Genomic DNA, 24,976 nt, shown 5'->3' on the forward strand with positions numbered 1-24,976 from the left:
TACAGTCTCTCGTTCGGCAACCGGCGTAGGCCGGTCGTGTCGCCAGGGATTACCTCCACGGAGTCGACGAAGGGGCGCCGGTGCTGTTCCTGGAGGACCATAGTGCGGAGGTGAGGCAGCCGGTGTCCATTCGCGTTGGGCAGGCCGAGCCCTACCGCGAACTCCCACATGTGGCGTTCGTCATCGTTCACCTACAACGTTCGGGGAAACAACGTAGTCGTTGTATAACGCTGAGGATATAATCGATGCGTGTGGACTGTGATCCTGACGGACGGGTCGACGAGTGGTTCGTCACCTTGGCCCGCACCGATGCCGAGCAGGCCGCTCGGGTCGAGGCGGCCATCGACACGCTCGCTGACGAGGGGCCCCTGCTCGGTCGCCCGCTCGCGGACCGGATCAAGGGGTCGGAACTGCACCACCTAAAAGAGCTTCGGCCGTTGACGACCCATATACGCATTCTGTTTGCCTTCGACCCCGACCGTCAGGCGATCCTGCTGGTCGCAGGAGACAAGGCCGGGCAGTGGAAACAGTGGTACATAGACAATATTCCGCTAGCCGAGAAGCGCTATCAACGATGGCTCGACATGAAGGACAGTGAGGACGATGGCACGTAGTTGGAAGGACGTGAAGACTGACGTGCATGCGCAGGGACTCATCAATCCGGCGCATGTCGCAGAGGCAAAGCTAGAGATCGAAGGGGCGCAGCGAGCTTATCGGCTGGCACAGGTCCGTAAGGCTCAGGCGCGCACGCAGAGTGAGATCGCCAAGGCGATGGGTGTGACGCAAGCGCGGGTGTCCAATATCGAGCGCGGCGACATGTCACACACCGAGATCGGCACACTGGCTGCCTATGTTCGTGCGCTCGGAGGAAAGTTGCGTGTGGTGGCTGAATTCGGCAATGGCGACACGTTGGCTTTGCAATAACCGCGTCGTAGTCGACGAAGGTCTGCTCGTGCAGGGTGAAAGGGTGGTCAAGACGCACGGGCCGATCGGCGCGATGAAATCCCGGCGCGGCTCGGGGTGGAGCTACTCGTTCACGGCCCGTCGTAGAGTCTCTCGTTCGGCAACCGGCGTAGGCCGGTCGTGTCGCCAGGGATTACCTCCACGGAGTCGACGAAGGGCCGCCGGTGCTGTTCCTGGAGGAACCATAGTGCGGAGGTGAGGCAGGCGGCGTAGTGCAGCCGGTGTCCGTCGACCACCACCGCCAGGTGTACGTCCGGCTGCTCCGGGTGCGGTGACACCGGCTCTCCGGTGTGGTCGAGGGCCGGTTGGCGTTTGCGCCGCACGACCGATTCCGTGCGGGCGGCTTGCGTGATCACAGGCCCGGCGCACTGCGATTTCCTGATTTTGTACAGCGCCGCTATGAAGGTGGCGCAGGTCATGGGTGGGCAGTCTTGGTGGTGGTGGTAGGCCGTGCGTGCGGCCTCGTAGCTTTGCATCGGCCAGTGTGGGTTGTTGTGGTCCAACCATGAAAGCGTCCGGGCGAGGACGGTGGTGTCGTAGCACGGCCCGCTCGAGTCGGCCTCGGCATCGCCGTTGGCGGCCATTTGTTCGAACACCTCCCACGGGAACGGCGGCGCGGAGCCGCGACGGAAACTTCGGAGTTATATGCGTTCTGCCGCCACGCTTCGGGTGGAGGGGCAGCGGTTACGCGGGAATCAGCTCCGCGTGCACCCACGGATCGCGGCGCGGCTCGGTGAGGTCACACAGATGCTCGATATCGGCGTCGGATGGAAGCGATCGGTTCGCCGCCAGCTCCAGATAGCGCCTTTCCGTACAGGTGACGCGGTACTCGAGAATCGCCGTACTCACGAAGAAACAGATCGCCAGCCACGACACGACCCCGAAGGCGACAAGCACCGGCATCATCGGCCCACCTCGGATGGCCACCCGTCCGAATCGGCCGCGAGGACGGCCGCAAGGTCAGGAACCCCGTTGTCCGTAGGCACATCGGCGTTGTCCTCGTCGAATTCCGCACCGTCGCAGCGGGATGACCTCAGCCACGGGCCGGTGCTACTACCGGTTGGGTCGCCCATCGCGCTACCTGGCATAGCGCGAAGCCGGCGGCGCGAGTTCGGACCATGCCCGCACGGCGTCGACGACAGCGAGGCCGGACGGAAGGAAGGCGTTGCGAGCCGGAACAACCCACTGCCGAATGGAGCCGTTCGGGCTGGGGGAGGGCAGTGCGATGACGGCTCCCTCCCGCGCGATGCTCACGTCCTTGCGGAACATCTCAGCGAACAGCTTGACGTCGTCGTCTTCGATGTCGGGACGGACGAGAAAAGTCCACCGATCCGAACGCGGATGTCCGACAACGGGTCCGAGTGCGATGCCGCCGCACTGCATGTGCGCTTTCACCGCCTGGCCCAACCTGCTGGGCATCGTCACCGCCCACACCGATCCGGCGCGCATCACGATCCGGCCTAGTTCCGGCGGATCGATCACGGCGTTGAATCCGCAACTCCTGCGATAGAACATGCACCGGGACCGTGGTGTGTCCCCGAACGCATCCAGTTGGTCCATCGAAGACCTCTGCTCCCATCGAATGACGGTTAGGTGTGCGCCCAGCCCCGTGCCCCTGCGATGTCCGAGTGCGGAGGACTCCTCCACCTCCTACTGAGCGCCTTCCCAGTACACATCAGATTTGGTCCAAATGGACCGTCCACTGCGGATATTCCACCGATTAAGGTGGATGTCCAATGGGGGCCGATCTATTAAGGTGCGGTCCATCGTGACTAGGTCCACTACGACGCAGTCCACTAGGGGCCAAACCAGATAGCGAGGCGAAAGAGATGCCAGGTTCCACCCTTCCGCGGCGCGCACTCGGTCGGTTGCTGCGCGACCTACGCGTCAACGCCGGAAAGAGCCAGCTCGCAGCAGGACTGGCGATCGAGGTTTCCAAGCAGACGATCGGCAGGGTCGAGGACGGACGGCCAGCAAGGATCAGCACGGCGCAATTTCGTGATCTCCTGGACTTCTACGAGGCAGACGAAGCTGCCCGAACGGAACTCCTCGGCCTGATCCAGGAAGTCAAAGCCGCGAAGGGGGACCCCGCAGGCGGTTGGTGGCGGGCGTATGCCGACCTCGTGAACTCGCACTTCGATCACTTCATGAGCCTGGAACAGGCTTGCGATCGGATGACCACGTGCCAGATGACGTTGCTGCCCGGCCTGCTGCACACGCCTGCCTACCGACGATGGATCGAATCGACAACTAATCCGGCCATGTCTGCGATCGAGATCGAGCGGCGGCTTGAACTGACCGCACGTCGTCAGCGACGGTTGTCGGAGGACCAAGAGTTTCGCTTAGAGGTTCTATTGTCCGAGGCTGTGCTTCGCCACCAAGTCGGCGGCCCAGCGGTGATCTCCGAACAGTTGATCCACCTCCTCCAAATCGGTGCTTTGCCGAACGTCTCGATTCGAGTTGTGCCGTTCGGAGTGGGCGGGCACCTAGGGCTGATCGTTCAGTCCTTCACGATGTTCGAGTTCCCGCCCCTGCGGTCAAGTCGCATGCAGGAACCGCCGGTCGTATTCGTCGAAGGCTATACCGGTGCATTGTTCCTGGAAGATGCCTCGGTGATCGAACAGCACCGAGCAGCGGTGAGTGCTCTCCGGGAGGTAGCGTTGAGCGAGGAAGACACCAGGCGACTGGTGCAGAAGATCGCAGAGGAGCATGCCGCGTGACCGATTCGTCCGGCGCAAAGTGGCGTAAGAGTAGCCACAGCCAGTCCGGCGGCGACTGTGTTGAAGTAGCGCATCTCGACGGGGGCATGGTCGGCGTGCGTGACTCGAAGAATCCGAGCGGCCCCGCGCTGGTGTTCACCCCCGGCGAGTGGGACGCGTTCACCGCTGGCGTGAACGACGGCGAGTTCAAGCGTCCGTAGCACTAAGCCATCACTGCGGCCCGGCCCGCTGTCCTCGAAGGGACAGGGGCCGGGCCGTTTTCGTTGCGATAGCGCTAGGTGGCGGTGTTTCGACTGTGCCGACCGTCGTTATTTCCAGGTGTTTCGTTCGTGGCTCCATGTCGCTTCGTGATCAGCGGCGGGAAGCGAACTGAGGATTCGGCTGTAGCAACGGCTTGCCGCAGCGAGTGCTACGTCGAAGTCGTGGTAGTCGGCGGCGGGTGGACTTTCGCGCGCGGTAGCCGACCACCTGACCGGCCAAGTGGAACCTCGACTTTCGAGGGTCGTGGCTACGAGTAGGTCGTGTCGCGCGGGTTTCCGGAGAGAAGATCCGGTTTCCCCGGAATTCGTCGGGTGCAGTCGCAGGTCATCTACCTGCGCAAATGCGGGAAACCTGGGATCGGTAGGGCGCGAATCGTTCCTACCTTTTACTCAACGGCTTCACACGGGGCCGGAGAACAGGACCAGGGGCCCCGCCCCTCGAACGACAAGGACACAGACCATGAACGCCACTTCGCTCCGCATCGCCGCCGCCGCTTTCGCCGCCACCGCCGCCGTCGCGGTGCTCACCGGATGCGGTGACAGCAAGGGCAGCTCCCCCGCCGCGCCCGCGCCGTCCTCGGCCCAGCCCGCCCCGGCGGGTAAGTCGGTCGCTTCGGTCGACGGTAAGGCCTTCGACGCCAAGTTCACCACGACCTGCGCGAAGCAGGGCGGCACCCTGGCGCTGGCGCTCACCGACACCGAGAACTCCGCCTACGGCAACCTCTCGGTGAGCGCGACCATCACCGACGCGAACACCGTGCAGGCGGTCGGGATCGCGGGCAGCAAGGGCGGCGACAACGGTCTGCCCTACGCGGTGGGCTTCGGCAACGGCATGCCGGGCGGCTCCGCCACGGTCGTGAAGGACGGCAACACCTACAAGGTCACCGGCGAGGGCGTGGGCGCCCCCGACCTGACCAACCCGCTGGCCGCGCCGAAGACCTCGAAGTTCGACATCACCTTCGCCTGCTCGTCCATCGTCGGCGCCTGATCGCCGCATGCCCCCGATCCGCCCCCGTCATTCCGGCCGACCCGCCGGGATGACGGGGCGCGGCGAATCCCGAAACTTCCCACACTCGAAGGAAATGTCATGAAGAAGATCCGTCTGATCGCCCTCGCCCTCGCCGCCGCCGCGATCGGCTACTACGTCTACCACGCCGTCACCTACGTCCCCACCAGCGAATGGGAGCCCTCCGGAATGGGCTGGCTCGGCTTCGAGATGGCGCTGCCGATCATCGCGCTCACCCTGGTCCCCATGGTCTTCGCGTTCACCGGCGAAGGCATCATGAGCGCGCTCACCGGCCGCAACAGCGCGGAGTTCCGCGACGGGCTCACCGGCCTCGGCACCGTCCGTTCGGTGCGGCAGACCGGCGTCACCGTCAACGACCAACCGCAGGTCCACGTCGAGTTCAGTGTCGAAGGCGCGGACGGCAAGACCTTCCATTCCTCCGCGAAGATGATCGTGCCGTTCACCGAACTGGCGCTGCTGCGCGCCGGTGTGGTGCTGCCGGTGCGCTACCTGCCCGGCCGGACGGACCGGGTCGAGGTGGACCTGTCCGGCGACGCGTCCGCCGCGCAGCGTGCCATGAACGAGTCCCTGATCCGCAAGGGTATGACCACCCGGCACAAGCTCGACATCGCCGAGCGCGGCATCGCCACCCAGGCGGTGGTGCAGTCGCTGTCGGTCACCGGCACGATCCGCGAGGGGCACTCCGAGGTGGAGCTCGGCCTGGTGGTCACCCGGCCGGACGGGTCGAGCTTCGCCACCCGGGTGACGAAGTTCCTCGCACCCGCCAGCGTCGCCCAAGTGCAGGTGGGCCGCATCCTGCGGGCGCACTATTTGCCCGAGAACGAGAGCGAGGTCGTCATCGCCCTGCCGGTCAACGCCTGATGGGCGAGCCGGACGCACTTCGCGCCGGGCCGGCCGAAAACGAGGCAACCGCTTGCGGAGACGAATGCCGCGTCGATTCGAGATCATCGAGTCGGCGCGGCATTCGTTGTTCCCAGGTTTGGCGGTCGCGCAATTTCAGGGTTACCTAATTGGGCGGCTGTTCACTTTGTCGTCTATTCCGCATTGTCCGGATGGTTTACCGTGCGGCCGTCGGCCCAACCCAGGAGTCACCGTGAGTCTTCAGCCACTCGCCCTTTTCGTGAAGCACGACGGACAGTCGTCGCGCGCCGCCGTGACCTGTGAATACAAGTGCGCGAACGCGTGCTTCCACGAGGCGCCGAACACCTCCTCGGGGGCCTACTTCGGTGACATCGTCAGCTCGCTGAACCGGCGCGGGCTGATCAAGGGCGGTGCGGCCGCCGTGCTCGCGGTCGGCGCGGGCAGCGTCCTCGCGGCCTGCGGTGACGACAACGAGCCCGCATCCGTGGCGTCGACCTCGCCAGCGGGCCCGCCGGGAACCGGTGTCGACTTCGCCGCTGTCGCGCCGAACAAGGAAGACGCCGTGGTGATCCCGGACGGTTACGAGCAGTCCGTCGTGATCCGCTGGGGCGATCCGCTGTTCCCCGACGCGCCCGCCTTCGACTTCGACAAGCAGACCGCCGCCGCGCAGGCGAAGCAGTTCGGCTACAACAACGACTTCGCCGCTCTGCTGCCGATCGAGGGCCAGGCCAACGGCTACCTGCTCGTGGTCAACCACGAGTACACCACCAGCCCGCACATGTTCCGTGGCTACAACAAGGACGCGCCGACCGACGAGCAGATCGCGGTCACCATGGCCGCCCACGGACTGACCGTTGTCGAGGTGCACGGCGAATCCGGTTCGGGCAAGCTGGTTCCCGCCTTCGGCAAGTACAACCGCAGGATCACCGCCGCCACCGAGTTCAAGCTGACCGGTCCCGCCGCGGGCAGCGACTTCGTGAAGACTTCGGCCGATCCGACCGGCACCAAGGTGCTCGGCACATTCGCCAACTGCTCCGGCGGCCTGACCCCGTGGGGCACCGTGCTGTCGGGCGAGGAGAACTTCCACGGCTACTTCGCCAACGCGGACAAGGTGACCGAGTCGGCCGCCGCCGCGCGGCTGAAGCGCTACGGTCTCGCCGCGGGCAAGACCGCCAACCTGTGGGAGCGCGCGGACAAGCGCTTCGATCTGGCGCAGGAACCCAACGAGGCCAACCGATTCGGGTACGTCATCGAGGTCGACCCGTGGGATCCGAACTCGACGCCGATCAAGCACACCGCGATGGGCCGGGTGAAGCACGAGGCCGCCACCATCTACGTAACGAAGAACGGCGACGTCGTCTCCTACACCGGTGACGACGAAAAATTCGAATACATGTACAAGTTCGTGTCCTCGCGCAAGATTCAGTCGGGCACCGGTGCGGCCAGCATGCGGCACAACCTGACCATCCTGGACGCGGGCACGCTGTACGTCGCCAAGCTCACCGGCGACCACGCGGACAAGATCGACGGCACCGGCGCCAAGCCGTCGGACAAGGGCTTCACCGGCACCGGCAAGTGGATCCCGCTGCTGGAAACCGGTGCGGACGGCAAGGGCAAGTCGCTGGTCGATGGCATGAGCGCGGAAGAGGTGGCGGTCTTCACCCGCCTGGCCGCCGACAAGGTGGGCGCCACCAAGATGGACCGCCCGGAGGACTTCGAGGCCAACCCGTACACCGGCAAGGTGTACGTGGCGCTGACCAACAACGACAACCGCGGCGCGGAGGGCAAGCAGGGGCCGGACGAGGCGAACCCGCGCAAGCTCAACAAGAACGGTCAGATCCTGGAGATCGACGACAACCACACCGGCACCGACTTCACCTGGTCGCTGCTGCTGGTCTGCGGCGATCCCGCGGCGGCCGACACCTACTTCGCCGGATACGACAAGTCGAAGGTCAGCCCGATCTCCTGCCCGGACAACCTGGCCTTCGACCCATACGGCAACCTGTGGATCGCCACCGACGGCAACGCGTCGAAGTCGAACGACGGCTTGTTCGCCGTGGTGCTCGACGGCCCGAATCGCGGCCGGACCAAGCAGTTCCTGACCGTCCCGCGCGGTGCGGAGACCTGCGGTCCGGTAGTCGGCGAGGCCCGGGTCATGGTGTGCGTGCAGCATCCCGGCGAGGCCGACGACGCCACTCCGGAGAACCCGCTGTCGCACTGGCCCGACGGCGGCACCTCCCAGCCTCGCCCCTCGGTCGTGGCGGTCTGGAAGAAGGCCGGCGGCCGCATCGGGGTCTGAGACCACAGCCGCGGCCACCGGCCCCTGCGACCACGGCCGACCACCATCCGCGGCTTTTCCCACGGGTGGAGCCGCTACTCGACTGGGCGAGTAGCGGCTCCGCTCTCAGCTACTGCCGGTGCCGCTGATGTTGGCGTAGCCGGCGAAATCACCCTGGGCGCCGCTGTAGACGTTGAGGTCGACGCGGCCCGCGATGCCGGGAATGGCGCCGCTGTCGGTGGTCTGCCAAAACGTCCAGGTAGACCAACCGCCGGGCACCTCGGGTTGGGCGTTGCCGCGATAGTCGGCGATCCACAGCGGGTGATCGGCGAACTCGGCGGTGTCGGCCATCGCGGTACGCCAGAAGTTGGGATAGGTGTAGACGATGGGGACGCGGCCGGTGAGCGTTTCCACGGTGTTCAGGTAGCGGCGGGTCCAGTCGATCAAAGCCGCCGGGCCGAGACCGCCGGAGTCCTCCAAGTCCAGCACGGGCGGCAGGTCGAGCGGTCCGTTCTGTCCGAGTACCACCGCCGCGTACAGCGCGGCCTGCGGTTCGGGCGGCAGGTTGGGGCGGGCGTAGTGGTAGGTGCCCCGAGCCATTCCGGCCGCGCGCATCAGCAGACTGTCGGGCACGAAGTACGGGTTGATGTAACTGAGCCCCTCGGTGGCCTTGACCATGGCGAAGTTGTGGCCGGCACGCTTGACCGCGAACCAGTCGATCGGGCTGCCGCCGGTGTGCTGCCACGAGGAGACGTCCGGACCGGTCGGCGTGGCGGTCGCGGGGTGCGTGGCGACGAGGATGCCGGACAGTGCGAGCAGCGACAGCGCTGTGCCGCGGCGAGTGGTCGACCTCCAGATACCCATGCCGCACGACGATAGCCATTCGCTCTGAATGTTACCAGTGTGACGAATGGGGTGTCAGAACTGTCCTGTGGCTTTCACCCCAGCCAATCCAGGACCGAGGCCGCCGTCCACGACTGCTGCATGCTGCCGAGCGGTTCGCCGGTGAACGGCTCGTAGTACTCGGCGAAGCTGCCGTCGCTGGCCTGCCGCAAGCCCTCGGCGCGCAGCATGAACGAGCGCTCGGCCCAGCCGCGCCTGGCGAAAACCCAGGAGAACAGCCAGCTCATCACCGGCCACACCGGGCCGCGCCAGTACTCGCGGGAACGGAAGTCCTTGGACACCGGCGAGGTCGAGGGCGGCAGCGCGTAGCGCAGATCCGGGTGGCCGCAGAAGCGCGGACCCTCGAACACGCGCAGCAGAGCGCGCTCGGTGTCGCGGGGTAGGCCGCCACACAGCAGCGGCGCGAACATCGAGAGCGTCTCGGTGTTGATCCACCGCTGTAACCGCACGTCGAAATCGCGGGCCGCGCCGGTGCGGGCATCGGCCGTCGCGACGACGCCCGCGCGAAACCGGTCGGCCCAGGCGTAGAGATCGCGCACGTCGGCGTGCGGCTGCTTGTACTCCTCGCCGATGTTGGCCAGCACCTCGCAGGCCAGCGAGAAGATCCCGGTGACGAACACGTCCTCGACGGCGAAGCTCATGGTGGAGGCGAGCTGGTAGTCGTCGTAGCCCGCGCGGCGCATCTGCTCCACCAGCCACAGGTAGCGGTCGTACTCGCGGTCGGTGGGCCGCTGGGTCGGATCGGACACCACCAGCACGTCCTCGCGGCGGTAGGGCGGCAGGTCGCCGGGGACTACGTGCTCGTAAGCGCGATCCCAGCGCGGCGAGTTGTCCATTCCGGACTCCCAGCCGTGATACAGGGTGATGCGGCCGGTCTCCTTGGGATCGCGGGCGTGTGCCAGCCAGCGGTGCCAGCGCACCAGATCCGGCCAGCGCCGGTTGAGGAACTCCTCGGCCACGGACCTGGTAGTGCGGCCGTGCCTGCGCGAATGATCCAGGATCCGCTGCACCGCGATGGCGTGCACGGGCGGTTGGGTGATCCCGGAGGTGTCCAGGTCGTCCGGGGCGTTGGCCGCCAGTTTGCGGCACTCCCAGCGGGCCGGGCCGGGAAAATATCCGTCCACGCCGTTGGCGAAGACGATGTGCGGGATCATGCCGTTCTTCCACTGCGCCGAGAGCAGGGTGTCCAGTTCGATCACCGCCCGCTCCACGCTCAGCGGCGCGAGGCCGACCGCGACGAACGCCGCGTCCCAGCTCCACATGTGCGGGTACAGGCGTGGCGCCGCGCTGGTCATCGTGCCCAGATCGTTGCCGCGCAGCAGGTAGGCAGCGCGGGCCGCGAGCTGGGTGGGGGTGAAGCCCGGATGTGCCATCCCCCTATTCTGCGATGTCACCCGCAGATATGCCCGCTCAGCGGTGTCCGTTTCGTCCCCGGCCCCTGGGCCCGTGGCCGGTTGGTGTTCGGCGGTTCTCACTTTCGCATGCCCCGTCCGTGATTCGCTGCTCGAGATTGTCGCCTGGATTCGGTGTGCAGCGCTAGTCGTTCGTCCAGTGCTACGCGTTTCTACGCCTCCTTCACCCGGCCGGTTACGGTGGGGCCCATGACTTCCGCCGCGCCCGCGAAACCGACCGCGTTGATCACCGGCGCCAGCCGGGGCCTGGGCGCCGCGATCGCCCGCGAACTCGCACCCACGCACGACCTGCTGCTGGGCGCCCGATCCGCGGAGTCGCTACGCGGCATCCTGGCGGAGCTGCCCGCCGCTCAGGGCCGGCCGGTCGAGTTGACCGACTATGCCGCCCTCGCCGAAGCGGTCGCGCCGATCCGGAGCCTGAACGTACTGGTGCACAACGCGGGCATCGCCGATCTCGGCACGATCGCCGGGTCCACCGTCGAACAGTGGCGGAACACGTTGGAGGCCAACCTCATCGCCGTCGCCGAGCTCACCCGGCTGCTGCTGCCCGCGCTGCGGGCGGGCAAGGGACACGTGGTGCTGATCAACTCGGGTGCCGGGCTGCGCGCCAACGCGGGCTGGGCGTCCTACGCGGCGAGCAAGTTCGGACTGCGCGCTTTCGGTGACGCGTTGCGGCAGGAGGAGCCGGAACTGCGGGTGACCTCGATCCATCCGGGGCGCATCGACACCGACATGCAGCGAGAGATCATCGCGGGCGAGGGGCGCGAGTACCGGGCGGAGGATTTCCTCACCCCCGAGACGGTGGCATACACGGTGCGTTGCGCCATCGACACTCCGCGCGACGCACACCCGACCGAGGTCGTGCTCCGGCCGTACTGATATCCGCGGGCGCGTTCGCCCGGCCGACAGCTCGCCGGTGCCGACCGGTGCGACGCGGGGCGGGCCCGCCGAGCGCTCAGGCGACGATGTTCACCAAGCGTCCGGGCACCACGATCAGCTTGCGCGGCGCCGCGCCGTCGAGCAGCTGGGCGATCTTCTCATCGGCCAGCGCGGCCGCCTCGATCGCCGCGTTGTCCGCGTCGGCCGCCACCTGAATCCGGCTGCGCACCTTGCCGTTCACCTGAATCGGGTACTCCACCGACTCCTCGACCAGCAGGGCGGGATCGGCGACCGGGAATGGGCCGTGCGCCAGGGACGTGGTGTGGCCCAGCCGCTCCCACAGCTCCTCGGCGACGTGCGGGGCCAGCGGCGCCAGCATCAGCACCAGCGGCTCCACCACCGAGCGCGGCGCGCCGTCCGGGTAGCTCTTGGTCAGGTGGTTGGTCAGCTCGATCAGCTTGGCGCCCGCCGTGTTGTCGCGCAACGCGGCGAAATCCTCGTCCACGCCCGCGATCGTCTTGTGCAGCAGGCGCAGCGTCTCGCCGGTCGGCTCGGCGTCGGTGACCCGCAGCGCGCCGGACTCCTCGTTCACCACCAGGCGCCAGGCCCGTTGCAGGAACCGGTGCGCGCCGACGACGTCTTTGGTGGCCCACGGCCGCGAGGTGTCCAGCGGACCCATGGCCATCTCGTAGAAGCGGAAGGTGTCGGCGCCGTACAGATCGCACATCTCGTCCGGGGAGATGGCGTTCTTCAGCGACTTGCCGATCTTGCCGTACTCCTGGAACACCCTGATCTCGGTGCCGGTGGCGTCGGTCCAGAAGAACTGGCCGTCGCGTTCGACCACCTCGGCGGCCGGCACGTACGCGCCGCGCTCGTCGGTATAGGCGTGCGCCTGGATGTAGCCCTGGTTGAACAGTCGCCGGTACGGCTCCGAGCTGCTGACATCGCCCAGGTCGAACAGCACCTTCTGCCAGAACCGCGCGTACAGCAGGTGCAGCACCGCGTGCTCGACACCGCCGACGTACAGGTCCACGCCGCCCGGATCGTCCGGCCCGCCGACCTCGGCGCGCGGACCCAGCCAGTACGCCTCGTTCTCCTGGGCGCAGAACGCCTCGGTGTTCGTCGGATCGGCGTAGCGCAGCTGATACCACGAGCTGCCCGCCCAGTTCGGCATGACGTTGGTGTCGCGGCGGTATTTCCTGGGCCCATCGCCCAGGTCCAGTTCGACATGCACCCAGTCGGTGGCCTTGGCCAGCGGCGGCGACGGTTCGGACGTCGCGTCGTCCGGGTCGAAGGTCACCGGCGCGAAGTCGTCGAGTTCCGGCAGCCGCACCGGCAGCATGGACTCCGGCAGCGCGTGCGGTGCGCCCTGCTCGTCGTAGACGATCGGGAACGGCTCGCCCCAATAGCGCTGCCGGGCGAACAGCCAGTCGCGCAGCTTGTACTGGATGGTGCCGGTGCCGTGGCCGTCGGACTCCAGCCGGGCGATCACCGTGGCCTTGGCGTCTTCGACCGACAGCCCGTCCAGGTAGCCGGAATTCACCAGTTCGCCCTCACCGGAGTGGGCCGAGACGGTGATGTCGCCGCCGGAGATGACCTCTTTGATCGGCAGCCCGAGCGCGGTGGCGAAATCCCAGTCGCGCTGGTCGTGGCCGGGTACCGCCATGATCGCGCCGGTGCCGTATCCGCTGAGCACGTAGTCGGCGATGAAGATCGGCACAGGTGTGCCGTTCACCGGGTTGGTGGCGTAGTTGCCCAGGAAGACGCCGGTCTTCTCCTTGTTCTCCTGACGCTCCAGATCCGATTTGGCCGCGATCGACCTGCGGTAGGCCGCGACGGCGTCCGCCGGGGACGCGGCCCCGCCGTTGGTCCAGCGGGGATCGACGTCGGCGGGCCACGCGGCCGCGGTCAGCTTGTCCACCAGCTCGTGTTCGGGCGCCAGCACGACGTACGTCGCGCCGAACAGGGTGTCGGGCCGGGTGGTGAAAACCTCGATCTGCTCGCCGTCGGCGTCGAACCTCACCTGCGCCCCGCGCGAACGCCCGATCCAGTTGCGCTGCATGGCCTTGACGTTCTCCGGCCAGTCCAGCCGGTCGAGATCGTCGACCAACCGGTCGGCGTAGGAGGTGATGCGCATCATCCACTGCCACAGCCGCTTCCGGAACACCGGGAAGTTCCCGCGCTCACTGCGACCTTCGGCGGTGACCTCTTCGTTGGACAGCACGGTGCCCAGACCCGGGCACCAGTTCACCATCGAATCCGTCTGGTAGACCAAGCGGTAGGAGTCCAGCAGCGCGCCGCGTTCGGCGGGACTCAGCGCGGCCCAGTCCTTCCCGTCCGGGACCGCCCGCGCACCGGAGGCGAACTGGGCCTCCAGCTCGGTGATCGGGCGGGCGCGATCGGCCTCCTGGTCGTACCAGGCGTTGTAGATGCGCAGGAAGATCCACTGCGTCCAGCGGTAGTACTCCGGGTCGGTGGTCGCGAACGAGCGCCGCCGGTCGTGGCCGAGACCCAGCCGGTCCAGCTGGCGCTGCATCGTGGCGATGTTCGACTCGGTGGTCTCGCGCGGGTGCGCGCCGGTCTGCACCGCGTACTGCTCGGCGGGCAGGCCGAAGGCGTCGTAGCCGAGGGCGTGCAGCACATTGCGGCCGTGCATGCGGTGGTAGCGGGCGAAGACATCGGTGGCGATATAACCCAGCGGATGTCCGACGTGCAGCCCCGCGCCCGAGGGGTAGGGGAACATGTCCTGCACGAACAGCTTGTCCGGCGGCGTCGGGCCCGCCAGCGGTCCCACCGGGTTCGGCGCATGGAAGGTTCCGCGTTCGTCCCACGTTCGCTGCCACCGGCGTTCGATGCGGCCGGCAAGCTCCGCGTTGTACCGATGCTCTGGTACATCGCTTTCGGTTGCGCGTGTGTCTTGCACGGTCCTGCCTTCTTGTGGTCGCCGATCCCCGACAAACTTCGTCTATCAGGGTAGAACGTCACCTCCGCTGGACCGAAAATCGGGCTGGCCTGGACTTTGCCGACGTGTTCTCGGTCGCACCGCCCGTCATCGGCCCGGCGGCACCGATGCGCTAGCCTGCATGGGTGTTCGTCGTCGCTCTCGTCCTGTTCGCGCTGGCTGTCGTAGCCGTCACCACCGGCGCACTCGGGCTGACCGGCCGGTTGCCCCGCAATCGTTTCTTCGGGGTGCACACCGAGGCCGCGTTGTCCACCGGCGAGACGTTCCGCGTCGCCAACCGGGTCGCCGCGCCCACCTCGATCGCGGCCGGGGCGTTGCTGTTCGCCGGTGGTCTCGTCGCGCTGGTCGCCGGCGGATTCGTCGCGCTGGTGGTCGCGGCCTGCACCGCCGTGGTCGCGTTGTTCACCCTCGGCGCGGGCGCGAATGCCGCCGCACAGGCCGCCGACGCCATCGCTCCGCCCCCCGAGACCGGCGGTTGCGGCAGCTCCTGCGGAGCGTGCTCACTTCGCGACGCCTGCCAGCCCGCGAGCTGAGGGCAACCGCGCTTCACTTCGGCGGCGCCACGCTGCGCGACAGCGGGCTGCCGACCGGAGTGACGTAGAGCACGCACAGCAGCACCGGCTCGGTCCCGATATTGCGGGCGACATGCGGGTAGCGCGGCCCGCTCGGTTCGCGGAAGACTCGCCACCGCCGATAGGTGACCGGCGCGCAGTCCGCGCCCGGGTGATCGAGCGTCCCCCGCGCGACGAGGACGAACAGCGTCCCGTCGTGATAGTGCCACCCGCTGGAGCCGCCGGGTTCGATGATCGTCTGGCGCAGGATGAACGCTCGTCGTCCCACGGCGAACCGGAACAGGACCCGACTGGCGGTCCCGTGCGCGGGCGCCGGGTTGGCCTCGAATGCGCGCCACATCCCTCGATCGAATCACTTCCGCTCGACTACTCCAAGCCTGCCCGGACGTCGTCCGTACCGGCTGGGTGGCCTCATCGACGTCCGCTACTGATCTGTTCTGGGGTGGCGGGTGTAGCGGTTGGCGGAAGCGGGCGGCGACGGTTAGTTTCGAGCCATGTCGGCTGGTGCGCCTGAGGTCGAGGTATTCGAGAACTGCCGGCCGCGACTGGAGGCGATCGCGTATCGCCTGTTGGGTTCGGCGAGCGATGCCGAGGACGCGGTGCAGGATACGTTCATGCGCTGGCACGCCGCCGACCGCGCGTTCGTCGAGACGCCCGAGGCGTGGCTGACGAAGGTGCTCACCAATATCTGCCTCAACCAGCTCGCTTCGGCACGGGTACGGCGAGAGGCATATGTAGGCCAGTGGCTGCCCGAGCCGATCTTTGCCGGGGACCGGATGCTCGGCCCGGCCGAGACCGTCGAGCAACGCGAATCGGTGTCGATCGCGATGCTCACCCTGATGGAACGGCTGTCGGCCAATGAGCGCGTGGTGTATGTGCTTCGCGAGGCATTCGGCTACGCGCACAACGAGATCGCCGAGATCCTCGATATCACCGAGTCCAACTGCTATCAGATCTACCGGCGCGCGAAACAGCGCGTGACCGGCGACCGGACCCGCGTGGAGATCGATGAGGCCGCCGCCCGCAAGATCGTCGACGAGTTTCTCGCTGCCGCGCTGAGCGGCAACACCGACTCGCTGGTGCGGATGTTGACCGACGACGCGATCAGCGCGGGTGACGGTGGCGGCGTGGTCTTCTCGCTACCGGAGCCGATCACCGGCGCGCTGCGGGTGGCGCGATTCCTGCGCCGTCTGTTCGAGCCGACCGGCGCCAAGTGGGCGATGATCGGCGGTCGCGCCGCTCTGTTCGCCGCCGTGGCCAATGGCGTGCCCGCGCTGGTGATCGTGGTCGGCGATCGGGTCGTCGGTGTCATCTGCCTGGAGGTGACGACCGACGGCATCGCGGCCGTGCACACCCAGGCCAACCCGAGCAAGCTCGTCCGCGCCACGCGTCGCTGGGCGATGTCCGAGCACGGAAACCCCCTGGTCGACGTATGGTGACCTAGATCACACTCCGCTTCTGTCAGGTTCCGCGCCGCTGTCCGGTTCAGGAAGCGAACACCACCCAGACAGGAGTGAGACCATGAAGCATCGCATCGTCGTTCTCGGCGCGGGATACGCCGGAGCCAACGCCGCTGGTCGCCTGGCCAAGCGGCTGCATCCCGCCGATGTCGAGATCGATCTCGTCAACGCCGATCCGGAGTTCGTCGAGCGGGTCCGCATGCACCAGCTGGCCACAGGTCAGGAGCTGAAGACCCGCGAGCTGGCCGATGTCTTCGCCGGCACGGGCGTGCGGGTTGTGCCCGCGCGGGTGACCGCGATCGATGTCGACCGGAAGGTGGTCGACATCGATGCCGCCGATGGCCGCCGTGAGATCACCTACGACACTCTCGTTTACGCCCTCGGCAGCGCCGCCGCCGACTGCGGCGTGCCCGGTGTGGCCGAGCACGCCTACGACATCGCGGGCAAGCAGTCCGCGCTGCGGGTGCGCGAGCGTCTGGCCGGCTTGGGCGCGGGTGCGACCGTGCTGGTCGTCGGCGCTGGTCTCACCGGCATCGAAGCCGCCACCGAAATCGCTGAGGCTCGACCGGATCTCGCGGTCGCCGTCGTCGCTCGCGGCGGCCTCGGCGACTGGCTGAGCGCGAAGGCCCAGCAGCATCTGCGCAAGGCGTTCGACCGGCTCGGCATCACCGTGCACGAGCACACCGACATCGCCCACGTCGAGCCGACCGGCGCCGTCACCAGCGACGGCCGCACGATCCCCGCCCGAATGACGCTGTGGACAGCCGGTTTCGCCGTCCACCCGATCGCCGCGGCCACCACCCTGCGGGTGTCGGCGACCGGGCAGATCATCGTCGACGACACGATGCGGTCGGTCTCGCACCCCGATGTCTACGCCGTCGGCGACGCCGCGCTCGCCCCCGGGGCGAACGGCGAGCCGCTGCGCATGTCCTGCGCCTCGGGTGTCCCGTCGGCATATCACGCCGCCGACGTCATCGCCGCACGTCTGACCGGCCGAAAGATCCCCGGCAATTCGATCGGCTACACCGCCCAGTGCATCAGCCTCGGCCGCCGCGATGCCGTCGTCCAGTGGGTCACCCCCGACGATCAGCCCAAGCCCTCCGCCCTCACCGGCCGGGCGGCCGCGCGAGTCAAGGAGTTCATCTGCAAGAGCGCGGCGTGGAGCATCTCGCACCCGACATCGATGCTCCCGTCTCGCCGTCGTCACATCACCGCCGCCGAGCCGATCCGCGCCCTCACCGCGTGACGCCGCGCTCGGTACGGGCCGTGTCGGACGGGACGATCCGACACGGCCCGCCCTACCTCCGCCGCAAGCAGACCGGCCTCGGCCGGATCATCTCCGCGCCGTCGCGGGCTCGAGCGCACTGCCGACCGGCCCACCTGTGCAAGAAGTCGCCGTCGTAACGGTCACGAAGTGTGCGCCAGAAGCGCTTGCAGAACCGCATGGTCGGCGGCGGGGTCGCCGACGGCGATCCGAGCGCTGCCGTCCGGATAAGGCTTCGCGGCGATCCCCGCGCGACGGAGGGTGGTGACGGTGCCGGGACCGGGGACGAACAAGAAGTTGGCGCGGCTTTCCGGTATCGCGAAACCGCGGGCCACCAGTGCGGCACGGAGCGCGTCTCGTTCTCCGGTGATGCGGAGCGTTCGTGCGGCGAGTTCGGGTTCGGCGGCGTAGGAGGCGGCGACCGCGGCCACCGCCGCCGCGCTCAGCCCGAAGGGCAGTTGCAACTTGCCCACTCGCGCGATCAGTTCGGTGTTGCCGAAGGCGTAACCGATTCGCAGCCCGGCCAATCCGTACGCCTTCGAGAAGGTCCGCAGGACGAGCAGGTTGGGGTGTTTCGCGATCAGTGCCAGCGGGTCGACGCACTCGGCCGCGCCGAGGAATTCGACGTACGCCTCATCGAGAATCACCGGAACCCGGGCGGGCACGTCGGACAGGAACGCCTTCAGCTCATCCGCCGGAAGCACCGTGCCGGTGGGATTGTGCGGACGGCACACCACGACCAGTGCGGTGCGCCGGTCGATGGCGCGGCGCATCGCCCGCAGATCCTGGTTCCCCGTCGCGTCCAGCGGCACCGGCACGGCGACCAGGCCGGTCATGTCGGCCATGATCGGGTACCCGTCGAACGTCGGCGCGCTGTAGACGATCTCCGTGCCCGGCGTGGTCAGCGCCTGCATGATCTGTAGGGCCACCCCGGTCGCCCCCGAGCCGACCACCACCTGATCCGCCCGCAAATGCACATGCCGGGCGATCAGCGACGGCAGCCGATGCGGCAGGAACTCCGGGTATCGGTTGGCCTGTGCCAGCGTCATGTGCACCGCCCGCAGCACCGAAGGCAGTGGCGGGAACGGGTTCTCGCTCAGGGTGAGGTCGAAACGAGGCGGCACCCGGGGCGCGGGGTGCCTGCGGGAGGGCCGGGTGCCGTCGACGACGCGCACGCTCATCGCGCGGCTCCCCAGCGGACGGCGGCCGCGCCCGCGAAGTCGCCCGCGTGGGCGAACCCCGCCAGCAGGACCAGCGAGCCGTTGGCCAGCCGTCCCGCCCGGTTCTCCACGTCCAGGGTCACCGGGATACCGGCGGCGAACAGATTTCCGCAGGAGTCGAAGGTGTCGGGATGCCGCTGCGCCGGAAGCTCCAGCGCGTCGTGCCAGTTGCGCAGGAACAGACGGTTCGGCTGATTGGTGACGAAGGTGTCGACGTCGCGTCCGCGCACGCCGAGCCGATCGCACACCGCGAGGGCGACTTCCGGAACCAGCCGGTTGCCCCTGGCGAACACCTTGGTGACCTTGGACTCGGTGAAGCTGACGCACCCCTGTCCCTCGCCCGGCTCCCAGTACTTGCGCTCGCCGTTGGTGGAGAACTCCATGTCTCCCGCGAATTCGGGATAGGTGCGGCATTCGATGTCGAGGATCGGCGCGCTGTCGTCCTTGCGCAGCAGCCCCACTCCGCAGCCGTCGCCGGGCACCGGAGCCTGGGCCAGCTTACGGATCTCGGTCTGGGTGAACACCGGTCCCGCGCAGTTCTGGCTCGCCGCGATCAGGGCGGTTCGGGCGGAGGTGGTCTGCAGGATCATGCGCGCCATCGCCATCATGTGCACGAACGCCGCGCACCCGCCGTTGTGCAGATCGTAGACGTACGAGGGACGGAGGCCGAGCCGCCGGGCCACCTCGGGGCCGCTGCCGAGCACCGGATTGTCCGGCAGCTGGGTGTGCGTGAGCAGGACGTCGACCTCGGCGATCGCGTCGGCGCCGTTGCGTTCGATCAGCGGTGCGACGGCGCGCTCGACCATGTCCACCGCGGTCTCGTCGCGCGCTATGTGGTGGCGGCCCTTGGGCGCGCGGAACATGACGTTCTTGGCCATCCGGTCCGAGCGGGCGAACTGGGTGAAGTATTCGGTGCCGACCGGTTCGCCGGGTAGATACGAGGACACGTCGACGAGGCTGACCGGGGGTAGGCCGGAGGTGTTCTGGTGCATAGCGGGTCTCACTTCATCCAGTCGGGCTTGATGGGCAGGCCGTGGGTGGCCCGGTACTCGCAGATGGCCTTGAGGTTGTCCATCTCCAGCTGATGACCGGCCGAGAACAGCTCCCAGAAATCGCCGACCCACACCTCCCGCTTCGGCGGCGCGGTCTCCGGGTAGGGGTTCTCGTCGTAGAACGGGTGCTTGCAATTCACCCACAGGACAACCGAACCCGGCTTGTCGAACACCACTCGCGCGTCGACCACGCGCAGCAGGTAGATCATCCACAGGTGCCGTGACTGGTCCCAGGCGCAGTGGTAGTCGACGGTCATGGCGTCGGGGTTCGCGACGGTGCGGGTGAAGATCTTGGTGTCGGCGCCCAGCCGGTCATAGGCCAGCCACAGTCCGGGTTCGTCGGTCTCGGCGAACCCGCGCATGCTGTAGGTCCACTCCTCCAGCGACCTGGTGTCGGCGAGGTATTCGTACACCTCTCGCGGCGGTGCGGCGATATAGCCCTGCACCGGGCAGTATTCGCCGTAGATCTGGTCGTGTGGGTACACCGATCGCAGCATGTCCATGATGAGCGGAGTGGCGGCCTCCTTGTCGAACTTCTCGACGCGGAGCACATTCGGCAGACCCTCCTCCGGGATGTCGCTGAGGGCGGGCAGGGAAGTCGCGGTCACGGGGTGCTCCTCTCGGCGGGCGCAGGCGCGGCGTCCGCACGGGTTGGGCGAGTGTGGGTCATCGGGCCTTCCCGGATTGCTCGACGGTGGTCAGGAAGGGCAGGAACGGGGGGATCTCATCGGGGTCGCATTCGATCGAAAGGAATGACGGACCCTCGGTTTCCAGGCAGCGTCGCAGCGCTGCGGCGAGATCGCCGACGGTGTGCACCGAGAACGCGGGCAGCTCGGGGAACATCGCGGCGACGCCCGCGCCCAGGTAGGCCGGACGAAATCGGTTGAAGCTGTAGCGATCCCGGTAGTACAGCTGCTCCCTGGTCACGCACATGGCGTGCGCGTTGTTGTTCAGCACGACGAAGGTGACCGGCAGCGCGTGCTCGATCGCGGTGTGCAACTCCATACCGTGCATGTAGAACGAGCCGTCACCGGCGATGACCACCGTCCGCCGGACGCCATCCGCTCGCACGTGCCGCGCGAACGCGGACCCGATGCCGGCGCCGAACGCGTAACCCATCCCGCCCATGCCGAGGGCGACCACGAACCGGCCGCCCCGTGGGACCCGCAGGTGGTGCACGACGGCCGCCCCGGTGTTGCCCGCGTCGGCGAACACGTCGGTGCCCTCGGGCAAGACCGCGTCGATCGTCTCGACCGCGTCCCGATAGCGCAGACCGGGTCCGGAGGAGGCGGGCACACGCAGCGAAGTCAGCGGTTGCGCCGCGAGCACGCGTTCGGATCCGGTGCTGCCGTCGTCCAGTTCGTCGGCGAGTTCGGCGAGCGTTCCCGCGAGATCGGTACTGGTCGCGTGGATGGCGGGCAGGTACGGCGGCGCCACGCCGATGCTCGCGACCGCGCGTTCGGCGAGCGCGGTCTCCGCGCCGGCGCGGGCGGGCACCGGCAACCGGGTGCCGACCAGCAGGCACAGGGCCGAGGAGCGAATGGCCGCCGTCAGCTCGGGGTGACCCATGCTGCCCGCGACACCGCGGAAGGCGGGATCGGTGTTGTCGAAGGTGTCCTTCGCGTCCGGCGCGACGCCCACCGCGGCCTCCAGCGCGGTGGCCAAGCGGGCCAACTCGGCGCGCGCGTCGTCGCGCGCGACCTGATCACCCGCGATGATCACGATCTTGCCGGTGTGCCGGGCCGTGGTGAGCGCGGCGCGTACGCGAGCGATTCCGGCGTGGTCGGACCGGCGCGTTCGCGGGCTGGGCCGAAACGGGGCGACGTTGCCCAGCTCGGCCTGCTGCACGTCTTTGGGCAGCAGTAGTACCGCGGGACCGCCGTGCCGGGCGGCCCGCATCGCCCGGTCCAGCTGCTCCGGCACATCCGCGGCCGATTCCACCCGTGCGCAATAGGTGCTGACCGCGCCGAAGAGGCGGACCGCATCGATGGTCCCGGCGCGTCCGCTGGTGTCCTGGAACGCGCCGTTGCCCTCCAGGGCGGTCGGCGGCTGGCCGACCAGTGCGAGTACCGGCACACGCGACGCGAACGATTCGGCGAGTCCGGCGACGAGGTTCATCGCACCGCCGCCGGAGGTCGCCGCGACGACGCCGAAGCCACCTGTGCTGCGGGCATACCCGTCGGCCATGGTGGCCGCGGAGAACTCGTGCTTGGCGACCACCCCCGTGACGTACTCCGGCGCGTCGAAGATCGCGTCGTACAGGTCCTCGATGTTTGCGCCGTCCACCCCGAAGATGTGCCGAACACCCAACGCCGACACCGCTCGCACCAGATGGTCTACGACCCGAGTCCGCATCGGCGCTCCTTTCCGCTGACGATGAATCGACTGCGTACAGGAGTGATACGGGCCGGACCGCCGAACGGTTCAACGCTGCTTCAGGCGAAGGTGAGTGACACCTTGCGTGTACGTATACATCTACGTATAGTCGGGGTATGCCCAACAAGACGATCTACGTTGCCGACGACGACCTTCCGCTGTTCCAGCGCGCGCAAGAGTTGGTCGGCGGCAACCTTTCGGGTGCGGTGGTCACGGCGTTGCGCCGGTTCATCGAACTCGAGGAGGGTCGGCTGGAGGGCTACGACGAGATCGTGGTCAAGGTCGGCCGCGACGGTGTGCGCCAAGTCCGCTTCTCCGGCACTCTGCTGGGGGAGTGGCACGAGGTCAACGATACGCGGATCGAGCACATCCAGGTGTATCGCAGCCGCAAGGGCAAGTACGTGATGCACGCCCAGTATTCGAACTGGGACGAATATCCCGTCGACGCGGGCGCGAACTGGCTCAAGGACTGGCGGGACCCGAAGAGCTGGCGCCGCCTGCTCGGCGTCGGGCAACAGGACTGGGGCGATTTCGTCTTCGTCGTGGTGGATTCCCTGGACGAGTTGAAGGGGCAGCTGCCCGACAAGCTCTACCGGCGGGTTGCGGACGTGGCCGGGGGGCCGAAGATCGAGGACCTGGACATCTAGCCGCCACCGATCCGCGATCCCCGCGGGGCAGTACCCCGCAGGGGATCGTCCGAACGATCAGACCGTGCCGGTGAGCAGCACTCTCCCGGTGTTCGCCGCGCGGATCTCCACCGAGCGGACCTGATCGGGTGCGCCCTCGATGGTCCGGTCGATGGTCAGCTCGGTGCCCGGGCCCGCGGGCCACTCGTCGAGTTTCTGCTGCTGGCCGCTGGTGCTGGTGACGTAAAGCGCGAGATTCGCGCTGTAGCGCAGCTGCTCGCCCGGTGGGTAGCTGCAGGACATCACCACGCGTGTCCGGTCGCCCGCCGGGACGAGCTTGAAGTTCGCCGAGACCGGCGTCGGCTCCAGCGGAGTCATCTGGCGTTCGACGAACGCCTGCTCGCTGGTGCCCGGCTCCTGCGAATCGTTCGATCCGGACACCGAGATCGCGATCGGGACGGCGATCGCCACCGCGGCCGCGGCGGAGGCCACCGCGATGCCCACCGACGTCCAGCCGCTGCGGCGGCGGCGCCGCTCGGCCGCGTCGGCGAGCCGGGGTGGCGGTGGGAGTGTCGGCATGGGCGGGGGAGGTGGGACCGCCGCGGACTCAGCGGTTCGCGCGGGCGGCTCGATCATCGCGAGCGCGATGTCGGTCTCCACGAGGGCGAGCATGCCCGGTAATCCCGCGAGTTCGGCCACGGCGCCCCGGCAGTCGGGGCAGGCGGCGAGGTGGCTCTCGTACTGCAGGCGCTCTTCGCGGGTGAGGGAGCCGAGCACATACGCGGCGTCCCACGTGCTGAAGTCGTCGGTGATGTCCGTCATTGATTCGTCACCCCCATCTCCTGTAGTGCCAGGCGCAACGCGCGCATACCGTAGTGCATCCGGGACTTCACCGTGCCCGGCGGGACGTCGAGTTCCTCGGCGATCTGATGGGTGGACAGTCCCCGGTAGTAGGCCCGCACGATCACCTCGCGGTGGTCGGCGCTGAGCTTGCCGAGGGCATCGGCGACCAGCCAGCCGTCCAGCGCACGATCGGAGTGGTCGGGGGCCGCCCGTTCGGGTGGGTTGTCGGTGCGGAACTCGCGCCTGCTGCGGGCGCTGCGGTGCTCATCCACGGCGAGATTGCGCGCCACGGTGAACAGCCACGCCCGCGCCGACGTGGTGGATTGATCCAAGACGTTCGGCCGTTGCCAGGCCCGCAGCAACGCTTCCTGCACGATGTCCTCTGCCCGTCCCCGGTCCCGAACCAAGCCGAGCGTGTACCGCCACAGCGGGGCGGCGTGTTCCTGGTAGAGAGCCCGCATCAATTCGGACTGGTCGTCGGGCGGGCCCGTCTCGCCGCGTACCTTGCGCACAACTGGATACCTCTCCGCTCGAATTGCGGGTCCGGTCGGTGGGCGCATTCGATGCGTCACCCATGCTCTCGCCGGTTCAGTTGTCGGGTCTCATGTCGTGTCTCCTTCGGTCCCTTCGAGGAGTACACGGTCTCAGTTGCGTTCGAGTTCAATCGGGTGTGTCGCGAGCAAGGACAGCGGGAGCGGCTGACGGCGCAGCACGTGCGCCCACAGGTCCGCGCGGCCCGTGCTGATCGGGTCGGACGGCAGGGCCGAGACCACGATCCAGTCGTCGTTCTCCAGTTCGCCCTCGAGCTGCCCGAAGGTCCAGCCCGCGTAGCCCGCGAAGATCCGGATGCCCTCGACGAGCGGGGCGACCCGCTCGGGATCGGCGTCCAGGTCGACGAGGACGACCCGTCCATCGATCCGCCGCAGCCCGGGGACGCCCTCGATGCGCGCGCCCACCCGGACGGTGCCCAGGCACAGCGCGGCGTCCCGCTTCACCGGGCCGCCGATGAACAACGTGCGTGGCGCCGCGACCGCGTCCGTCCAGTGCGGCAGCACGTCGTGCACGGCCGTGTCGCTCGGGCGGTTGAGCACCACGCCGAGGCTGCCCGCCTCGTTGTGCTCGATGATGTAGACGACGGTGCGCCGGAAAGTGGGTTCGACCAGTTCGGTGGACGACACCAGCAGCGTCCCGGCACGAACCACCTGCTCGCCGTGCCGGAACTCGCGTCGCCTGCGGTCACCGTGCCCGCCGCGGGTCTTCCGATCGTCCGGGTCTTCTGCGCGTGCCACTCCGACATC

At 67.9% G+C, this 24,976-nt stretch carries 26 protein-coding genes; 12 read left to right on the plus strand and 14 right to left on the minus strand.

The genetic code is table 11. The features are described from left to right. The first annotated feature begins 245 nt into the window (after positions 1-245). Both ACGF7Y_RS10910 and ACGF7Y_RS10915 read left to right on the plus strand, forming a co-directional pair. On the plus strand, positions 246-614 hold the full coding sequence (locus ACGF7Y_RS10910; protein ID WP_393231981.1) for a type II toxin-antitoxin system RelE/ParE family toxin: 369 nt from the start codon (positions 246-248) through the stop codon (positions 612-614). Next, positions 604-924, plus strand: a complete 321-nt coding sequence (locus tag ACGF7Y_RS10915) for a helix-turn-helix domain-containing protein (protein ID WP_393231983.1) — start codon at positions 604-606, stop codon at positions 922-924. Before ACGF7Y_RS10910 ends, ACGF7Y_RS10915 begins: the two co-directional genes overlap by 11 nt. A 110-nt stretch (positions 925-1,034) precedes the next feature. Here the strand turns inward: ACGF7Y_RS10915 and ACGF7Y_RS10920 are convergent, their stop codons facing one another. From ACGF7Y_RS10920 to ACGF7Y_RS10930, 3 genes are all read right to left on the minus strand, one after another. Beyond that, positions 1,035-1,547: a hypothetical protein gene (locus ACGF7Y_RS10920; protein ID WP_393231986.1), complete on the minus strand. Its 513-nt coding sequence runs from the start codon at positions 1,545-1,547 to the stop codon at positions 1,035-1,037. Positions 1,548-1,647: 100 nt separating this feature from the next. Then, a complete protein-coding gene (locus ACGF7Y_RS10925) occupies positions 1,648-1,869 on the minus strand; it encodes a hypothetical protein (protein ID WP_393231988.1) in 222 nt (73 codons plus the stop codon). Between the two features lie 171 nt (positions 1,870-2,040). Further along, positions 2,041-2,478: a DNA-directed RNA polymerase subunit beta gene (locus ACGF7Y_RS10930; RefSeq protein ID WP_393231990.1), complete on the minus strand. Its 438-nt coding sequence runs from the start codon at positions 2,476-2,478 to the stop codon at positions 2,041-2,043. Positions 2,479-2,792: 314 nt separating this feature from the next. On the opposite strand from ACGF7Y_RS10930, the gene ACGF7Y_RS10935 reads away from it, so the two are divergent. From ACGF7Y_RS10935 to ACGF7Y_RS10955, 5 genes are all read left to right on the plus strand, one after another. After that, positions 2,793-3,683 carry a helix-turn-helix domain-containing protein gene (locus ACGF7Y_RS10935; RefSeq protein ID WP_393231993.1) on the plus strand — a complete coding sequence of 297 codons (891 nt, stop codon included), beginning with the start codon at positions 2,793-2,795 and terminating at the stop codon, positions 3,681-3,683. After that, entirely contained in the window at positions 3,680-3,883 is a 204-nt protein-coding gene (locus ACGF7Y_RS10940; RefSeq protein WP_393231996.1) for a DUF397 domain-containing protein, read from the plus strand. The genes ACGF7Y_RS10935 and ACGF7Y_RS10940 overlap by 4 nt, the downstream gene beginning before the upstream one ends. Positions 3,884-4,403: 520 nt before the next feature. Next, a complete protein-coding gene (locus tag ACGF7Y_RS10945) occupies positions 4,404-4,931 on the plus strand; it encodes a lipoprotein LpqH (protein ID WP_063051964.1) in 528 nt (175 codons plus the stop codon). A 99-nt stretch (positions 4,932-5,030) separates the two neighbouring features. Beyond that, complete coding sequence (locus ACGF7Y_RS10950; protein WP_393231999.1) at positions 5,031-5,831, plus strand: hypothetical protein; 801 nt, start codon at positions 5,031-5,033, stop codon at positions 5,829-5,831. Between the two features lie 232 nt (positions 5,832-6,063). Beyond that, positions 6,064-8,130 (plus strand): PhoX family protein, encoded by a 2,067-nt coding sequence (locus ACGF7Y_RS10955; RefSeq protein WP_393232001.1) that lies wholly within the window; start codon positions 6,064-6,066, stop codon positions 8,128-8,130. A 105-nt stretch (positions 8,131-8,235) separates the two neighbouring features. Here ACGF7Y_RS10955 and ACGF7Y_RS10960 read toward each other — a convergent pair whose 3' ends face one another. Together ACGF7Y_RS10960 and ACGF7Y_RS10965 are read right to left on the minus strand one after the other, a co-directional pair. Beyond that, complete coding sequence (locus ACGF7Y_RS10960) at positions 8,236-8,973, minus strand: glycoside hydrolase family 25 protein (protein WP_393232004.1); 738 nt, start codon at positions 8,971-8,973, stop codon at positions 8,236-8,238. Positions 8,974-9,047: 74 nt separating this feature from the next. Then, entirely contained in the window at positions 9,048-10,385 is a 1,338-nt protein-coding gene (locus tag ACGF7Y_RS10965) for a glycogen debranching protein (protein WP_393232007.1), read from the minus strand. A gap of 228 nt (positions 10,386-10,613) precedes the next feature. Here ACGF7Y_RS10965 and ACGF7Y_RS10970 point away from each other — a divergent pair, with 228 nt between their 5' ends. Then, positions 10,614-11,303 (plus strand): SDR family oxidoreductase, encoded by a 690-nt coding sequence (locus ACGF7Y_RS10970; protein WP_393232009.1) that lies wholly within the window; start codon positions 10,614-10,616, stop codon positions 11,301-11,303. A gap of 76 nt (positions 11,304-11,379) precedes the next feature. Here the strand turns inward: ACGF7Y_RS10970 and leuS are convergent, their stop codons facing one another. Beyond that, positions 11,380-14,226: a leucine--tRNA ligase gene (gene leuS, locus ACGF7Y_RS10975; protein WP_393232012.1), complete on the minus strand. Its 2,847-nt coding sequence runs from the start codon at positions 14,224-14,226 to the stop codon at positions 11,380-11,382. 164 nt (positions 14,227-14,390) lie between these two features. Here leuS and ACGF7Y_RS10980 point away from each other — a divergent pair, with 164 nt between their 5' ends. Then, on the plus strand, positions 14,391-14,798 hold the full coding sequence (locus ACGF7Y_RS10980; protein WP_391461370.1) for an SdpI family protein: 408 nt from the start codon (positions 14,391-14,393) through the stop codon (positions 14,796-14,798). 13 nt (positions 14,799-14,811) lie between these two features. Here the strand turns inward: ACGF7Y_RS10980 and ACGF7Y_RS10985 are convergent, their stop codons facing one another. Continuing rightward, positions 14,812-15,177, minus strand: a complete 366-nt coding sequence (locus ACGF7Y_RS10985; RefSeq protein ID WP_393232015.1) for a cupin domain-containing protein — start codon at positions 15,175-15,177, stop codon at positions 14,812-14,814. A gap of 154 nt (positions 15,178-15,331) precedes the next feature. Here ACGF7Y_RS10985 and sigJ point away from each other — a divergent pair, with 154 nt between their 5' ends. Beyond that, entirely contained in the window at positions 15,332-16,276 is a 945-nt protein-coding gene (gene sigJ, locus ACGF7Y_RS10990) for an RNA polymerase sigma factor SigJ (protein ID WP_393232018.1), read from the plus strand. Positions 16,277-16,358: 82 nt separating this feature from the next. Next, positions 16,359-17,543 (plus strand): NAD(P)/FAD-dependent oxidoreductase, encoded by a 1,185-nt coding sequence (locus tag ACGF7Y_RS10995; RefSeq protein WP_393232020.1) that lies wholly within the window; start codon positions 16,359-16,361, stop codon positions 17,541-17,543. Between the two features lie 161 nt (positions 17,544-17,704). On the opposite strand, the gene ACGF7Y_RS11000 is transcribed toward ACGF7Y_RS10995, so the two are convergent. The 4 genes from ACGF7Y_RS11000 to ACGF7Y_RS11015 are packed head-to-tail and all read right to left on the minus strand — an operon-like array spanning position 17,705 to position 22,188. Continuing rightward, the gene (locus ACGF7Y_RS11000) at positions 17,705-18,742 is read right to left on the minus strand and encodes an aminotransferase class I/II-fold pyridoxal phosphate-dependent enzyme (protein WP_393232021.1); all 1,038 of its coding nucleotides are present in this window, start codon (positions 18,740-18,742) and stop codon (positions 17,705-17,707) included. Next, positions 18,739-19,773 carry a 3-oxoacyl-ACP synthase III family protein gene (locus tag ACGF7Y_RS11005; protein WP_393232024.1) on the minus strand — a complete coding sequence of 345 codons (1,035 nt, stop codon included), beginning with the start codon at positions 19,771-19,773 and terminating at the stop codon, positions 18,739-18,741. Before ACGF7Y_RS11005 ends, ACGF7Y_RS11000 begins: the two co-directional genes overlap by 4 nt. A gap of 8 nt (positions 19,774-19,781) precedes the next feature. Further along, positions 19,782-20,441, minus strand: a complete 660-nt coding sequence (locus ACGF7Y_RS11010) for an SRPBCC family protein (protein ID WP_393232026.1) — start codon at positions 20,439-20,441, stop codon at positions 19,782-19,784. A gap of 58 nt (positions 20,442-20,499) precedes the next feature. Next, positions 20,500-22,188 (minus strand): thiamine pyrophosphate-binding protein, encoded by a 1,689-nt coding sequence (locus tag ACGF7Y_RS11015; RefSeq protein WP_393232029.1) that lies wholly within the window; start codon positions 22,186-22,188, stop codon positions 20,500-20,502. A gap of 137 nt (positions 22,189-22,325) precedes the next feature. Here ACGF7Y_RS11015 and ACGF7Y_RS11020 point away from each other — a divergent pair, with 137 nt between their 5' ends. Next, positions 22,326-22,856, plus strand: a complete 531-nt coding sequence (locus tag ACGF7Y_RS11020) for an EXLDI protein (protein WP_062973098.1) — start codon at positions 22,326-22,328, stop codon at positions 22,854-22,856. A 57-nt stretch (positions 22,857-22,913) separates the two neighbouring features. Here ACGF7Y_RS11020 and ACGF7Y_RS11025 read toward each other — a convergent pair whose 3' ends face one another. From ACGF7Y_RS11025 to ACGF7Y_RS11035, 3 genes are all read right to left on the minus strand, one after another. After that, positions 22,914-23,657, minus strand: coding sequence for an anti-sigma factor family protein (locus tag ACGF7Y_RS11025; RefSeq protein ID WP_393232032.1), 744 nt, complete (start codon positions 23,655-23,657; stop codon positions 22,914-22,916). Beyond that, entirely contained in the window at positions 23,654-24,190 is a 537-nt protein-coding gene (locus ACGF7Y_RS11030; protein WP_393232035.1) for a sigma-70 family RNA polymerase sigma factor, read from the minus strand. The genes ACGF7Y_RS11025 and ACGF7Y_RS11030 overlap by 4 nt, the downstream gene beginning before the upstream one ends. A gap of 132 nt (positions 24,191-24,322) precedes the next feature. Beyond that, positions 24,323-24,967 carry a YqgE/AlgH family protein gene (locus ACGF7Y_RS11035; RefSeq protein WP_393232038.1) on the minus strand — a complete coding sequence of 215 codons (645 nt, stop codon included), beginning with the start codon at positions 24,965-24,967 and terminating at the stop codon, positions 24,323-24,325. Between the last annotated feature and the right edge of the window lie 9 nt (positions 24,968-24,976).

Origin of the sequence: Nocardia sp. NPDC047654, assembly GCF_043205035.1 — a bacterium.
In the GTDB taxonomy this organism is placed as follows: Bacteria; Actinomycetota; Actinomycetes; order Mycobacteriales; family Mycobacteriaceae; genus Nocardia.

Bases quoted from the DNA above. Each gene is read 5' to 3' on its own strand.
- ACGF7Y_RS10910 (WP_393231981.1), top strand. From the start codon at position 246: ATGCGTGTGGACTGTGATCCTGACGGACGGGTCGACGAGTGGTTCGTC.
- ACGF7Y_RS10915 (WP_393231983.1), top strand. From the start codon at position 604: ATGGCACGTAGTTGGAAGGACGTGAAGACTGACGTGCATGCGCAGGGA.
- ACGF7Y_RS10920 (WP_393231986.1), bottom strand. From the start codon at position 1,547: ATGGCCGCCAACGGCGATGCCGAGGCCGACTCGAGCGGGCCGTGCTAC.
- ACGF7Y_RS10925 (WP_393231988.1), bottom strand. From the start codon at position 1,869: ATGATGCCGGTGCTTGTCGCCTTCGGGGTCGTGTCGTGGCTGGCGATC.
- ACGF7Y_RS10930 (WP_393231990.1), bottom strand. From the start codon at position 2,478: ATGTTCTATCGCAGGAGTTGCGGATTCAACGCCGTGATCGATCCGCCG.
- ACGF7Y_RS10935 (WP_393231993.1), top strand. From the start codon at position 2,793: ATGCCAGGTTCCACCCTTCCGCGGCGCGCACTCGGTCGGTTGCTGCGC.
- ACGF7Y_RS10945 (WP_063051964.1), top strand. From the start codon at position 4,404: ATGAACGCCACTTCGCTCCGCATCGCCGCCGCCGCTTTCGCCGCCACC.
- ACGF7Y_RS10950 (WP_393231999.1), top strand. From the start codon at position 5,031: ATGAAGAAGATCCGTCTGATCGCCCTCGCCCTCGCCGCCGCCGCGATC.
- ACGF7Y_RS10960 (WP_393232004.1), bottom strand. From the start codon at position 8,973: ATGGGTATCTGGAGGTCGACCACTCGCCGCGGCACAGCGCTGTCGCTG.
- ACGF7Y_RS10965 (WP_393232007.1), bottom strand. From the start codon at position 10,385: ATGGCACATCCGGGCTTCACCCCCACCCAGCTCGCGGCCCGCGCTGCC.
- ACGF7Y_RS10970 (WP_393232009.1), top strand. From the start codon at position 10,614: ATGACTTCCGCCGCGCCCGCGAAACCGACCGCGTTGATCACCGGCGCC.
- ACGF7Y_RS10985 (WP_393232015.1), bottom strand. From the start codon at position 15,177: ATGTGGCGCGCATTCGAGGCCAACCCGGCGCCCGCGCACGGGACCGCC.
- sigJ (WP_393232018.1), top strand. From the start codon at position 15,332: ATGTCGGCTGGTGCGCCTGAGGTCGAGGTATTCGAGAACTGCCGGCCG.
- ACGF7Y_RS10995 (WP_393232020.1), top strand. From the start codon at position 16,359: ATGAAGCATCGCATCGTCGTTCTCGGCGCGGGATACGCCGGAGCCAAC.
- ACGF7Y_RS11000 (WP_393232021.1), bottom strand. From the start codon at position 18,742: ATGAGCGTGCGCGTCGTCGACGGCACCCGGCCCTCCCGCAGGCACCCC.
- ACGF7Y_RS11005 (WP_393232024.1), bottom strand. From the start codon at position 19,773: ATGCACCAGAACACCTCCGGCCTACCCCCGGTCAGCCTCGTCGACGTG.
- ACGF7Y_RS11015 (WP_393232029.1), bottom strand. From the start codon at position 22,188: ATGCGGACTCGGGTCGTAGACCATCTGGTGCGAGCGGTGTCGGCGTTG.
- ACGF7Y_RS11020 (WP_062973098.1), top strand. From the start codon at position 22,326: ATGCCCAACAAGACGATCTACGTTGCCGACGACGACCTTCCGCTGTTC.
- ACGF7Y_RS11025 (WP_393232032.1), bottom strand. From the start codon at position 23,657: ATGACGGACATCACCGACGACTTCAGCACGTGGGACGCCGCGTATGTG.